The following is a 13048-nucleotide window of genomic DNA, read 5'->3' on the forward strand; positions in this document are numbered from 1 at the left end:
ATCCGCCGGAGAGCTTATGGTGCGCTGTATGAGACTGACTGGAGTGATTCTGTCACTCCTGCTGTTTGTTGCCAATCAAGCGACGGCGGCTGAGCAAAACACTCAGCCGGGGGATGTCAGGATAATTATTGATATCTCTGGCAGTATGAAAGACACCGACCCGCAGAATTTGCGCCGCCCGGCGCTTAATCTGCTAGTCGAACTACTTCCTGATAATAGCCGTGCGGGCGTTTGGACTTTTGGTCGCTACGTCAACATGTTAGTGCCACTGGATACCGTTAATGCCAGTTGGCGGCGCAATGCTAAAGCAAAATCCTCTGAAATAAACTCTGCCGGGCTTAATACCAACCTTGTTGACGCCTTAGATAAGGCATTGTGGCAAATGGCCCCTGATAGCGGTTATCAACATACGGTCATTTTGCTAACTGACGGCCGTATCGATATGGATAAATCGGGCGGTGACCCCACCACAAAGGTGAACTCGGCTGAAAGACAACGACTAATAAAAGAAGTCTTGCCGAAATATATTGAGGCTGGAGCAAAAATTCATACTTTGGCATTGTCGAACGCCGCAGATCTAGAAACCTTGCAACAAATTGCGATGGAGACCGACGGGCTGTTCCTGCAGGCCAATACAGCCGACGATTTGATGCCAGCGTTTTTAAAAGCGTTTGATCGCGCTGTTCCTGCCGAACAAGTACCGCTAACTAACAATCATTTTGATATTGATTCGAGTATTGAAGAATTTACTGCCCTTATTTTTAGGGGGACTTCAGGGCGAGAGACACAATTAATTTCACCCTCTGGCGCCGTTATTACCCAAGCCGTTGCTGATAACCAAGACAATGTGCGTTGGCATCATGATTTAAACTTCGATTTGATTACTGTTTCTGGCCCAGAGGCCGGTGAGTGGTCTGTCGACGCCGATGTTGACCCAGATAATCGAGTGCAAATTTTATCTGATTTAAAACTGTCGGTATCGGGTGTTCCCGCTAATCTATTTTCCGGCGCTCCGATTGATATGAACATTGCGCTGGTGAATGAAGGTGAGGTCGTTACTGAACCAGCGGTGTTGCAATTGACCGATATTAGCATGCAGGTTACCGCTCCTGATGGCCGCACGGGTAGTAAGCTGCTATCTGACCCTGAAAACCTGCCCCCTGAAGGTGTGTTTCGCGAAACCATGAGCCGGTTGTCGATGCCCGGAGAATATCGCATTGAAGTCAATGCTATCGGTCGTACATTTCAGCGCAGACAAGTGTTAACAGCGGTACTTGCTGAGCCGCTGAAAGTAGAAACAGAACCTTTTCCGGATCAACAGCGTGTTCTTATTACTGTGACTCCACAGGGAGATTCTATTGATACCGGTTTAAGTCGCATCATAGCCAAAATTGCTAGTCCAGACGGAAGTTCTGTTATTCAAAACATGGAATACAGCGCACCCGACCAGAAATGGGTTCTCGATCTTACCAATGAAAAAGGTGACGGGCGTTACGAGATAACCATCAATATTCGCGGAGTTTCTCAGGGCGGAAAAACATTCAAGAGTAAACCTGAGGCTATTGTTGTCGACTTTCCATTACAAGGGGTTGTTACTGCGCCAATAGACGTTGCTCCGCCGATTCAGACGGAGCCGATGGCTGAGCCAGTGGCTCCTGTTGTCGAAACTGAGAACGAGGTAGAAGCGCAGTTGCCACCAGAGGAAGTGGATGCGCAAGTTCCGCCACAATTGCCTATCCCAGAGCCGGTAGTACCTGACTTGGCAGATAAATATGCCGAACAAACTGAAGTTGAGGTTGTAGAGGAAGATGAAGGTATTGCTTGGTGGATTTATCTTCTGTTGGGTATTACCAATCTTGCTATTGTTGGTGGAGCTGGTTACTGGTGGTTTAGTCGCAAGAAAGCCGGAAGTGCCAGCGAGGCAGAGCGTGTAGTTCCAGCAAATTTGGATCTCGGCGAACTGGATGATGCAGATTTAGAAGCCGGCGATTTTGATGATTTTGAGACGGATGGTGAAGAAGAAATTCCAGCAGGAGGAAGGGCGCCAACCTCGATGGGGAGTGATACCAATATCAATGTTGCGGCGGACGACTTTGCGATTGATCCTGAAGACGGAGCTGATAATACCGAAGACGGTGATGATTGGGGTGAGTTTGATGCTGAGGACGAGCTCAAAAAGGCCGACGATGATGATAAAGATCCGTTTGGCGATGACGACGACCCATTAAACAAGGGGTAATCGAGAGAGTCATATTCATATGAAATGACATCCCGAGCTAGGCTAAAAAATAACCGTTTGTGATTGATTCACAAGCGGTTTTTTTTAAACTGGCCAAAATGCGCACCGATCTCAGGTCTCTGTTTGCCTAATTGCTGAGTGTAGCGAAGAGTAATATGGTCAGTCCCTTGCTGAGTGCCACTGGCATCCTTATACTCTGGCCTGTTTTGATGAAGCTTAAACAGAGGTAGCTATGAAATTTCAGGGGACTGGTGAGTACGTTGCAACGCCCGATCTGCAAATGGCGGTAAATGCAGCTATTACCTTGCAGCGCCCGTTGTTGCTAAAAGGTGAGCCTGGCACTGGAAAGACCATGTTGGCAGAACAGCTGGCTACATCGCTGGGTACTGATTTGATTCAGTGGCACATCAAAAGCACAACTAAAGCCCACCAAGGGCTATATGAATACGATGCTGTGTCACGTTTACGTGATTCTCAGCTTGGTACCGACAAAGTCCACGATATTTCTAATTACATTATTAAAGGTAAGTTGTGGGAAGCGTTCACTGCTGATAAACCAGTAGTGCTTTTGATCGACGAAATTGATAAGGCCGATATTGAGTTCCCGAACGATTTATTGTTAGAGCTCGATAAAATGGAGTTTTTTGTTTATGAAACTCAAGAGCGTGTCGTCGCTACGCATCGTCCAATTATCTTGATCACGAGTAATAACGAGAAGGAGCTGCCGGATGCATTCTTACGTCGTTGTTTCTTCCACTACATCGACTTCCCTGATCGCGATACCATGAAAGCCATCGTTGATGTGCATTATCCGCACATTCAAAAGGATCTTGTACGTGAAGCACTGGATGTATTCTTTGACGTGCGCAAAGTCCCCGGTTTGAAGAAAAAACCTTCAACTTCTGAGTTGATCGATTGGTTGAAGCTGTTGATGGCGGATGATGTAGGCGTTGACGTGCTGCGCAATAAAGATCATAGCAAGGCGATTCCACCTATGTACGGTGCGCTTGTTAAGAATGAACAAGATGTGCAGTTACTAGAAAAGCTCGCGTTCATGAGCCGTCGCAAAGGCTAATTCAATGTTAATCGATTTCTTCGAGACTGTGCGTCGTGCCAAGGTACCTTGTTCCGTTAGAGAATACCTAGATCTCGTTAATGCGATACAGGCACATGTTGCCTTTGCCGATATGAACGAGTTTTACGCGTTAGCTCGCCTGTGCTTGGTCAAAGACGAAAAACACTACGACAAGTTCGATAAAGCGTTTGGCGCTTATTTCCAAGGCTTGGACTCATTGCCTTCTATGATGGAGGACGCAAAGATTCCAGCCGAATGGATGCGTAAAGAGTTCGAGCGCATGCTGTCGAAAGAAGAAATGGATAAAATCGAAGCGCTTGGCGGCCTAGACAAGGTCATCGAAGAATTTAAGAAACGCCTTGAAGAGCAACATAAGCGTCATCAGGGCGGCAACAAGATGATTGGCACCGGCGGCACATCGCCATTCGGAGCCAATGGCTACAACCCCGAAGGCATTCGTATTGATCAAGGGCAGTCGCGACATAAGAAAGCGATTAAAGTTTGGGAACAGCGCAACTACAAAGATCTAGACGATAGCATCGAATTAGGTACGCGTAATATCAAAGTAGCGTTGCGCCGATTGCGCAAATTTGCCCGTCAAGGCGCGGCAGATGAGCTCGATTTGGGTGATACCATTAGCTCAACTGCCCGAAATGCTGGTTTTCTTGACATTAAAATGGTGCCTGAGCGTCACAATGCCGTTAAAGTGCTGCTGTTTTTTGATGTTGGCGGCTCTATGGATCCTCACGTTCGCGTATGTGAAGAGTTATTTTCCGCGACTCGTACCGAGTTCAAACATATGGAAACCTTTTATTTCCATAATTGTTTGTACGAGAGCGTATGGAAAAATAATATCCGTCGTATGAACGAGCGCACAGAAACTTGGGACATTTTGCGCAAATATGGCAGTGATTACCGCGTTATCTTTGTTGGTGATGCCATGATGGCTCCATACGAGGTGACTCATGCAGGTGGTAGTGTCGAGCACTGGAATGAAGAGCCGGGGGCGGTTTGGATGCAGCGTATGTCCGATCACTACGAAAAAATGGTCTGGTTGAATCCAGCACCAGAATCACACTGGGGGCAGGGTGGTTCTTTGGGAGCAATTCGCGAGATCGTAAAAGATAAAATGTATCCTCTAACCCTTACTGGTTTGGAGAATGCGATGAAATTTCTCAGTAAGTAAAGGTTTTAGAAGGTTACTATTGAGCGATTAATTTATATGGGGAAGTGATGTACCGTATCTTAAAATCAAGATTGATCGGCATGGACGCTCCCATAAAAATAACAAGAATAGGGCGGTAAATATGCCGGTTGTGGCGTTTAGCCAACATCTGAAGGCGACAATAGTAGCCGTGTTACTGAACACGCTTGTACTTCTATGGACTTCAACTGCGCAGGCAGAAATTGAATACGTACGACTCCATAAGGGGCCTGGTGCGGCGTACCCTATTGTATTCGAAGTATCTAGCGATCATGTCATGGATCCTATTGCCGTTCGTGGCGACTGGTTATTGCTCAGTGATGGTCGCAAACAAGGCTGGCTACCTCTATCAGAACTTCATCTTGTTAAAAGCGTCAGCGTTGCTCAAATGTGGCAGTTGCGTAACGATGCTCGTCCAAGTGATTGGCGTTTAGAACTCAATTGGAATAGTGAATCCGCCTTAGGTTTCGGTGCGGTCATACCCTTGCATGATCAGGATCTATTCGGTCGTTATACCGTGTCAGATCATGGCGCTTTTGGTTGGTCAATTGGTGAAGTTGGGTTAACTCGACAGATCGGCAGTATTTTAAATTTTCAAGTGCTCGGCTCTGCCGCCCTCGGGGTAGGCAGTGAATATGGCGGAAGTAACCATTGGAATTCAGACACCGATGAGATTGTTCCGCTGGCGCTTGTGTCCGCTGAGGTTGTCTGGGCTGCGGAGCGTTACTTAGATGTCGCCTTACGAGTCGGCACCAATATTTCTCTAGATTCTGACATGGTGAATCATTCCTCTGTGTCGTTGGCGTGGAAGTTAAGGCTATGAAGTTTTCTACTGCTGTTGCTATATGTGCGTTTTTTTTCGCATCGACAGCTTCAGCTGAGCGATCCAGTACCGATATTTACGACCCTCAGGTCAAATACTCAGGGCTAGAAGATTTAGATTCTGTCGAGCGTCAGCACGGCACCATAGGTATTGGCTTTAGTAATACCGTAGCTGAAAAAGACGAATTAAAACCCGGTTTGAATTTATCAGCGCGCTACTTTGCCGGAGAGCGCTGGTATGTCACTGGAGAGTTAGGCTTCAGTTCTTTTTTTGACTTCACCCTTGATAAAGGCTTAGTACTCGAAGAACGAGAGCAAGTCGTGCTTACGACGGCAGGGGTTGGCTACGCCTTGTTGCAAGGTACAGCAAGTACCTTTGGCGAGCACACATTCCCTTGGTTAATGGCGGTTGAGGTTGCGATGGGTAGCCAAGAAACGGGTGATACCCGCGGCCGTTACACTGCACTTGGTCTGTCGTGGCAGCTAAATACAACGAATTACTGGTACAGCTTTGGTACACGTCAATATCGAGTCGATGATCAGCGCTTGAAAGCGCTAGGCGCTAACGAGGGGATTCAATGGAATATGTCGTTCGGTATTTACTACTAATGTTGCTGGCGTTACCGGCCAGCGCATTAGAAACGTTAAAGCCTGGTGATAAGGTTGATGATTTCACCATGCTCTCGGTCAACGGTTTTGGCCAGCGTTTAACCGAGGTGCGAGGACAGCCCTTGATGTTGATTTGGCTAGATCGCTGTAATGCATGTTCTGAGACACTTGCGCGCTACCAATTGCTGGCTGAAAGTTTGGAAATTGATGGATTATTGGGTTGGTTTGTATGGGTGCCGGAAGGCGACGATGAACCACCTAAGATGCGTTTGCCGGTTTTACGTTATGAAGCAAAATGGCAGCAATCTTGGTTATTTGAACCTCGTCCAGCGGTTATGTTAATCAGTCCCGACGGGGTATTGGATCATTTAATTATAGGTGATCTTGATGAAAGTTACGGTGAAGTTGAAGCTACGATGATGCGCTGGATTTCTGATGTGCGCGACCAATAAGGTCCGGAGATATTTTAATGAAGTTATTTTTTAGTGTTTTATTTTTACTAACTTGTACGTATGCGAACGCAGAGGATGCTGCTATTCGCCAAGACGTAGAAAGTGTTAAACAATCAGTGTTGGAATTGAACAAAGATCTATATCAACTAGAAAAAGATTTATTGAGTCCTGCAACGACGCGTGCAGCCTTTCATTTATCCTTATCTCATGGGGAGTATTTTGAACCATTGTCGATTGAATTAAGCGTTGATGGTGAATCTCAAATTCAACACATTTATACCGAACGTCAAGTTAAGGCTTTACGCATGGGAGCAGTACAGCCATTAGGCGATGTTAATTTGTCTCCAGGTAAACACACTGTTCGTGCCGTTGTTCGCGGAGTCGATCATCTCGGTCAAGGGCGTGAGCTGATTGCGGAAGATATCGTCGAAAAAACCAGTAAGCCACTGTTGACTGAATTAGTAATTCAGGATTTTGAAGAGCGGCAAAGTGCCCGGGTACAGTTGAAGTACTGGTAAACCAATGCGATTACTTTTTCTCGTTTTTGTTGTGACAATGTCGATGCTTGCTTCAGTGCAGGCAGATGACCTCGTGGATGGTTTATTGGACGTCGATTTCGATTTCGATGAAGTTGATGACGGTGCCAATGCCGAAGAGCGTTTATTGCGTGGAAACTATTATTATCATTATTTAACCAGTGACTATCACGAAGGTCTTGCTGCTTTGGCGGCATGGAAAGATTTGCGCGAAACGGATGAGAGCCCTGAACAAGAAGCTGAAGTTATGCGTGCGGCTATGTTATTGGCGCTGGGTTTAGAAGATGAGGCTGAAAAAGCATTTTTCAATGCAGGTATTACTACGACCACAGCAAGTGGTGATTCTTGGTACTACCTAGCTAAACGTTGGTACGATTTAGGTGAGTGGGAACGCGCAGAAATTAGCGCTCGTAATGCTCTTCAGGCCGCCCCGGAAATAACGCAGAGTAACTTACAAGAGACATACTCTATCTTGGTCTCAAGCTTATCCCTACAAAGTCGGATTAGCGATGCTCGTGTTATTTTAAGGTCTATGGCTGACGAAAGTATTTGGACTGGCATAGCTCGCTATAACCTTATTTTAGTAATGATTCGGCAAAATTTCGGTAGTCGAGATTTAGAGCGTTTGATTGCGGATAGCATTTTTTATCTCCCTAAAAATAAGGAAGGTAATGCTTTGCGCGACCGAATTCTATTGGTCGCTGGAATTTCAGCGATGGACCACGATAAGCCAGAAATGGCTAATGATTATTTTCAAAAAATGAGTTTGGAGTCTGTGTTTTCAGCGCCGGGCTTATTGCACTATGGTTGGAATTTACTAGGCCAGTGGCGCTATGAGGATGCGCTTCAGCCTTGGCGGATATTGCAGCAGCAATATGATGGATTTCAGCCAGCGGTCATTGAGTCTTTCCTTGCTGTTCCTCATACATTGGAATTAATTGAAGCTACTAATGAGTCGGTGCAGGCGTATACAAGTGCGGAAGCAAAAATTGTTAATATGCTAGAAGCGCTCGACAATTTTCGTGATCCTGTTCAGATTCACGAGTGGATACTCCACTGGCAGTTAGATAATCAAAGTGAAGGTTGGGGATGGCAGCGTCAGCGCCTTGCAGATGTTCCTGACACGCCGGTTGCACTTTTTGCTCAGGGGTTAATCGACGAGCCAGCATTCGTTGAACGCTTGGCTAGGCTACATGATCTCGACCGCATGGAGCACGATTTACAACGTCAGAAACATGATTTAGAGCTATGGCAGGATGTATTGGTTGTTCGCCAGCAAACATTACAAAATATGGGCGGAAAAGAGCGACTCGCTACATTAGAGCGACAGCACATGGATTTACTGCGCCGTACTTTAGCCGTGCAAGATCGTTTGATGGCTGAAGATGAAGCTGTGTTTGCTTATGCATCTGAATCTGAACATAAGAATATTGATTTACTTCGTAATGTTGTCCCTAACGTATCGTATTTATCAAAAGTGGGTACACCCACACGCGATTTGGCTCCTTATAAAGAGCGCTGGCGCAGAATGCGCGGTATTCAGCTCTGGAATATTTATGAGCAAGAGCCGCAACGCCGTTGGGATACTACACGTCATCATTGGAAACTCCGCGCTGTTACTGAGCAACTGTTAGTTCAAGTTGAGAACACGCGTACATCGTTAGAATGGGCAGATAGTAGCTGGAAAGGATTTCCCGAACGCGTTACTAGGCTACAACAATCATTGAATATTCAATTGGCTCAAGTGGAAGAATTACACCAACGTCAACTCGATGATTTGCAGACGATGACCGATGAGTATTTAACGACATTGCGTGCACGATTAAATGAGTACTTAGCTCAGTCTCGCCTAGCGATTGCGCGTTTATACGACGACTCCCTGCAGCGTAAAATGCGATCCGCAGGAGGCGATAAATGAAATACTTTTTATCGTTAATTCTCATTTCTGCGACCTTGGTCACTAGCGGTTGTAGTTTATTTAGCCGTAGTGATAAAACGATACGCATCGCTGATATTGGTAGCCTTAAAGTACGATCGGTTTCTAACGAGCCTATCGATGTTAGTCATGAGGATGTAGTACGGTATTATCAAGCCTATTTGGCGGTGGCGACTGATCCTGAAATGCGAGTGCGTGTTGCTCACCGTATTGCCGGTTTGAAATTACAATCTGACGAAATCCGAATGGAGAGAGTTGTCGATGATGAAGCTGCTTTGGCCGAAGATCGAATCCTAGCCAAAGCATCAATTGACGACTACGAGAACTTGCTGAAAGCGTTTCCTGATCGTGTCGATAATGACGCTATTTATTATCAATTGGCCAAGGCATATTCATTAGCTGGTCAACCTTATCAAGCGATTAGCGTTTTAGAAGAGCTGGTTAAACGGTATCCGCGCTCTATTTATTATTTAGAAGCACAATTTCGTTTAGGTCAGTTGCTTTATGCGGCTGGTGATTATGAAATGTCCGAGGCCGCTTATCAGGCACTTATCAGCGTAGGTCCCGCTGCTAATCGTTTTTACCGCGATGCAGAGTATTTGCAGGGTTGGAGTATTTTCAAACAAGCACGTTACGAAGAAAGCTTACTTGCCTTTGTGCGCATGCTTGATGAACATTTCCCTGATGAGGCGACGCTTGAAGCTGCGCAGGGCGGTGATCTTGATTTGCTAAATGACACTTTGCGTATCATGGCGATCATGTTTGATTACTTAGGTGATTGGAATCAAATAGCTCACTTCTTTGATGAGCACGGTGCTCGTTATTACGAATATAAGCTGTATGCCCAGCTAGCGGATCAGTATTACGAAAAGAAATACTACAAAAGTGCCGCTTCTACATTGCGTGCTTATGTTGATCGCTATCCTGATTCAGATCGTGCGCCTAGCTATTATGAGCGTTTAATTACAGGCTATGAAACGGCAGGTTATCCTGAGCTATTACGCAAGCATAAAGAAATTTATAACGAGCGTTTCGGGGTAGGAACGCCGTACTGGGAGTCACATGACGTTAAAGTACGAGCAGAAATCACCGTTGCGCTTTCAAAATATATTTGGGATCTAGCAACCTTTTCTCATGGCTGGGCCCAAGCGGCTAAAAAGCGCTCGGAAAAAGAAGAGCGTTTTAACGAAGCCGCTCGTTGGTACAGTGAGTATATTCGTAGTTTCCCAGAGGCGGCTGATACCGTAAAAGCACATTTCTTACTGGCCGAAATTTCGTTCGATCTAGAGCGTTACGACGATGCACGCAATAACTATGAAATCGTGGCCTATCAATATCCCTTTTACGAGGATGCGGCCGAGGCCGGATATGCTGCGTTACTTGCCTATGCTAAATATAAGCCAGTGCCTGAGCGCGAATTAGAATGGCGTCAGCTAAATGTTGCCAGTGCTAAACGCTTCGTAACGGAGTTTCCAGACGACCCGCGTCGCGGCACAGTGTTGGTAAATACAGCAGAGACTTTGCTGAAAGATAAATACTACGAGCAAGCGTTATCTACCGCTCGGTTATCTCAGGAAACCGGTGTCGAATTACCCCCTCGTTATCGTTATGGCGCTTCGTTAGTTCAAGGTCATTCAAGTTTTGAATTGGGGTTTTATGATGAAGCGGAGACCGCTTTGTTGAGTGCTTCTACATACGAAAAATTATCGCGTAAAGAGCGTGCTGATCTTCGTCAAAAGGCTGCAGCGGCAATTTATAAGCAAGGTGAGCAGGCGAAAGTTGATGCGCCACAACAGGCAGTAGATCATTGGTTACGTTTGGCTGAAGTCGTGCCAGAAAGCACATTGAAGGTAAACGCAGAATATGATGCAGCTACCCTGTTGATGGAGATGCAAGACTACGACCGAGCTGAGGGCGTCTTGTTAAAATTCCGACAGGAGTATCCAAATCATGAACTGACAAAAGATATTCCTAGCAAATTGATTGTTGCTTACGAAGGCAAAGGCGAGTGGCGCAAGGCGGCATTTGAATTGATGACGTTATCAAATGATGCAAAAGAAGAAGATGAACGTCGGATCGCTTGCTTTCAATCGGCTGAGTATTTCGAAAAGGCCAATGATCTAGATAATGCGATCGTGATGTACAAACGTTACGCCCACACTTATAAAACGCCTTTCGATCCAGCCATTGAAGCGCATTATAAGTTAGATCAGATCTACGCTCTGCAAGGGGATGAAGACAAGCGTCGTTTTTGGTTAGATAAAATTATTCGTTTGCATCGCAACGGTAAAGATCAACAAACAGAGCGTTCACGTTATTTAGCATCTAGTGCTGCGTTTCAACTCGCTGAGTTCGATCGTATAGCCTTTGAAAAAGTTAAAATAACCTTGCCATTAGCTAAGAGTATTGTGCGTAAAAACGAACCTATGCAGCGTGCGTTAAAACGCTATACCCAAGCGGTAGAAATGGAAGTTCTCGAATTTACGACTCCGGCAACATTCCATATTGCAGATATGTACGCACAAATGAGCAAGGCGTTAATGACTTCGGAAAAACCCAAAGGTATGGATGAGGTTGAAGCTGAGGAATATCAGTATTTATTAGAAGATCAAGCTTTCCCACTGGATGAAGCAGCGATTGATATTCACCAAACAAACATTCGCCGTACTTATGATGGTTTATACGACCAGTGGGTTAAAAAGAGTTTTTCATCTATGGCTGAGTTAATGCCAGGTCAATATAACAAACCAGAAAAGGTAGCGACGTATGTTGATCAGATTCGCTAGCCTGTTATTGCTGGCCACTCTTGCCGGCTGCGCAACAAAAGCGCCTATCGCCGTTGTTGAAGATTTAAGTCCTACTGCGCAACCCTTGGCAGAAGGTTTAAAGGCTACGTATCAAAATGGTTTGGTGTTGTTGCAAGATGGCAATTACGAAGATGCCGTTGTTTTTTGGACGGAGCTTGCTGAAGCGCATCCAGATTTACCCGGTGTTTGGACTAATTTGGGTTTAGCTCTTTACCGCACCGGTGAATACCAAGCAAGTCTGGATGCCTTGGCGCATGTGGATGAAATTAATGCAGCATTAGAAGTCCAATTAGCGGCGGCAAAACAGCAAGAAGCGTTGTCGTTAAACGCTGACGGCTCTAACGATATAGCAGGGCAAGCGGTTGATGCTGGTAACACAGTGACTGATCTAGAGCCCAGTACCAATGATTCGCTGACTATGGCAGTAGAAGCGAGTGGCGAACAAGCAGCGGTGGAATCAGAAAGCGGTTTGACCGAGGAGGAGCTAAATGCAGAACCTCCAACGGACGAAGGTTCCGAGGTCGTTATTCCTACCGGAACAGAAATCACAGAGCCTGCTGAGGAAAAACTTGTTGCGCCAACCGATACCGGCGCGGCTGAAAAGACTGAGACAGATACACCAGCTATTGCTCAACCCGTCATGCTTAAGCCTTACTGCCCTGTGCATCGAGTGAGAGCCTTACCACAAAGAGAATTAGGTTTATTTGCCGAGGCCGAGCAAAGTTATAAAGCCGCGATTGCGTGTAATCCTACAGATGCTGAAGCGCATTATAATTTAGGTATTTTGTATGACTTATATCGCAACGATTTGGTTAGTGCGTTGGCAGAATACAAACAGGCAAAAGCATTGTTGGGCGATGATAAAAATCTGGATGTCTGGATTACCGATTTGGAACGTCGTTCCGGAACTGAAGCGGTTAAGGAGTGATAATGCGTTTACTGATACTAATAAGCAGCTTATTCATCCTGATGATCTCTTCCCTCACTTGGGCTGAGGAGGATGACGGTGTCGTCCGTTTGCAAGGTATCTCGATTAAAGGTAATAGCGAGAATCCAAACGTATTGTATGTAACTGCGTGGCAGCCACCTCCAGGTACAGGGCGTTTGTATGAGCCTGTAACGAGTTATTCTCGCCATTGGTTTCAGCCAATAAGTCGGGATAGTTTAGGGCGCGAGATGCGTTACGGTGAACTTTATACTGAGAAGCCGGAACATCTCACTCGTTTGAAAGAATTGTTAGAAGTGAAGTGATTCACGGTTCTTTTAACTGTTATTTAATGGTTAAATCAGACAGAAGCATGAGGCGTTGCATTGTTTAATATTGCTGGCCTTTATAACCAAGTTTAACGAGATTTTTGCGTCTCGTTT

The 13048-nt window shown here is 45.7% G+C and carries 11 protein-coding genes; all 11 read left to right on the forward strand.

Translation table 11 applies throughout. The features are described from left to right. Positions 1 to 28: 28 nt before the first annotated feature. Positions 29 to 2239 (forward strand): vWA domain-containing protein, encoded by a 2211-nt coding sequence (locus tag TOL_RS07665; protein WP_158505912.1) that lies wholly within the window; start codon positions 29 to 31, stop codon positions 2237 to 2239. A gap of 232 nt (positions 2240 to 2471) precedes the next feature. Further along, positions 2472 to 3314, forward strand: coding sequence for an AAA family ATPase (locus TOL_RS07670; RefSeq protein ID WP_015486750.1), 843 nt, complete (start codon positions 2472 to 2474; stop codon positions 3312 to 3314). 4 nt (positions 3315 to 3318) lie between these two features. Next, on the forward strand, positions 3319 to 4500 hold the full coding sequence (locus TOL_RS07675; protein ID WP_015486751.1) for a vWA domain-containing protein: 1182 nt from the start codon (positions 3319 to 3321) through the stop codon (positions 4498 to 4500). A 121-nt stretch (positions 4501 to 4621) separates the two neighbouring features. Then, positions 4622 to 5341, forward strand: a complete 720-nt coding sequence (locus TOL_RS07680) for a hypothetical protein (protein ID WP_015486752.1) — start codon at positions 4622 to 4624, stop codon at positions 5339 to 5341. Continuing rightward, positions 5338 to 5949, forward strand: coding sequence for a hypothetical protein (locus tag TOL_RS07685; RefSeq protein WP_015486753.1), 612 nt, complete (start codon positions 5338 to 5340; stop codon positions 5947 to 5949). Before TOL_RS07680 ends, TOL_RS07685 begins: the two co-directional genes overlap by 4 nt. Further along, positions 5919 to 6401: a hypothetical protein gene (locus TOL_RS07690; protein ID WP_015486754.1), complete on the forward strand. Its 483-nt coding sequence runs from the start codon at positions 5919 to 5921 to the stop codon at positions 6399 to 6401. The genes TOL_RS07685 and TOL_RS07690 overlap by 31 nt, the downstream gene beginning before the upstream one ends. A 17-nt stretch (positions 6402 to 6418) precedes the next feature. Further along, a complete protein-coding gene (locus TOL_RS07695) occupies positions 6419 to 6919 on the forward strand; it encodes a hypothetical protein (protein WP_015486755.1) in 501 nt (166 codons plus the stop codon). 4 nt (positions 6920 to 6923) lie between these two features. Beyond that, positions 6924 to 8855, forward strand: coding sequence for a tetratricopeptide repeat protein (locus tag TOL_RS07700; RefSeq protein WP_041588446.1), 1932 nt, complete (start codon positions 6924 to 6926; stop codon positions 8853 to 8855). Then, positions 8852 to 11659, forward strand: coding sequence for a tetratricopeptide repeat protein (locus TOL_RS07705; protein ID WP_015486757.1), 2808 nt, complete (start codon positions 8852 to 8854; stop codon positions 11657 to 11659). Before TOL_RS07700 ends, TOL_RS07705 begins: the two co-directional genes overlap by 4 nt. Further along, entirely contained in the window at positions 11640 to 12608 is a 969-nt protein-coding gene (locus TOL_RS18285) for a tetratricopeptide repeat protein (RefSeq protein WP_015486758.1), read from the forward strand. The genes TOL_RS07705 and TOL_RS18285 overlap by 20 nt, the downstream gene beginning before the upstream one ends. A gap of 2 nt (positions 12609 to 12610) precedes the next feature. After that, on the forward strand, positions 12611 to 12931 hold the full coding sequence (locus TOL_RS07715; protein ID WP_015486759.1) for a hypothetical protein: 321 nt from the start codon (positions 12611 to 12613) through the stop codon (positions 12929 to 12931). Positions 12932 to 13048 lie beyond the last annotated feature (117 nt).

This window comes from Thalassolituus oleivorans MIL-1, assembly GCF_000355675.1.
GTDB classification, from domain to species: domain Bacteria; phylum Pseudomonadota; class Gammaproteobacteria; order Pseudomonadales; family Oceanobacteraceae; genus Thalassolituus; species Thalassolituus oleivorans.

What these genes read in the sequence shown, in the direction of transcription:
- TOL_RS07690 (WP_015486754.1), top strand. Translation starts at nt 5,919, where the DNA reads ATGGAATATGTCGTTCGGTATTTACTACTAATGTTGCTGGCGTTACCG.
- TOL_RS07675 (WP_015486751.1), top strand. Translation starts at nt 3,319, where the DNA reads ATGTTAATCGATTTCTTCGAGACTGTGCGTCGTGCCAAGGTACCTTGT.
- TOL_RS07680 (WP_015486752.1), top strand. Translation starts at nt 4,622, where the DNA reads ATGCCGGTTGTGGCGTTTAGCCAACATCTGAAGGCGACAATAGTAGCC.
- TOL_RS07700 (WP_041588446.1), top strand. Translation starts at nt 6,924, where the DNA reads ATGCGATTACTTTTTCTCGTTTTTGTTGTGACAATGTCGATGCTTGCT.
- TOL_RS07665 (WP_158505912.1), top strand. Translation starts at nt 29, where the DNA reads ATGAGACTGACTGGAGTGATTCTGTCACTCCTGCTGTTTGTTGCCAAT.
- TOL_RS18285 (WP_015486758.1), top strand. Translation starts at nt 11,640, where the DNA reads ATGTTGATCAGATTCGCTAGCCTGTTATTGCTGGCCACTCTTGCCGGC.
- TOL_RS07670 (WP_015486750.1), top strand. Translation starts at nt 2,472, where the DNA reads ATGAAATTTCAGGGGACTGGTGAGTACGTTGCAACGCCCGATCTGCAA.
- TOL_RS07715 (WP_015486759.1), top strand. Translation starts at nt 12,611, where the DNA reads ATGCGTTTACTGATACTAATAAGCAGCTTATTCATCCTGATGATCTCT.
- TOL_RS07685 (WP_015486753.1), top strand. Translation starts at nt 5,338, where the DNA reads ATGAAGTTTTCTACTGCTGTTGCTATATGTGCGTTTTTTTTCGCATCG.
- TOL_RS07705 (WP_015486757.1), top strand. Translation starts at nt 8,852, where the DNA reads ATGAAATACTTTTTATCGTTAATTCTCATTTCTGCGACCTTGGTCACT.
- TOL_RS07695 (WP_015486755.1), top strand. Translation starts at nt 6,419, where the DNA reads ATGAAGTTATTTTTTAGTGTTTTATTTTTACTAACTTGTACGTATGCG.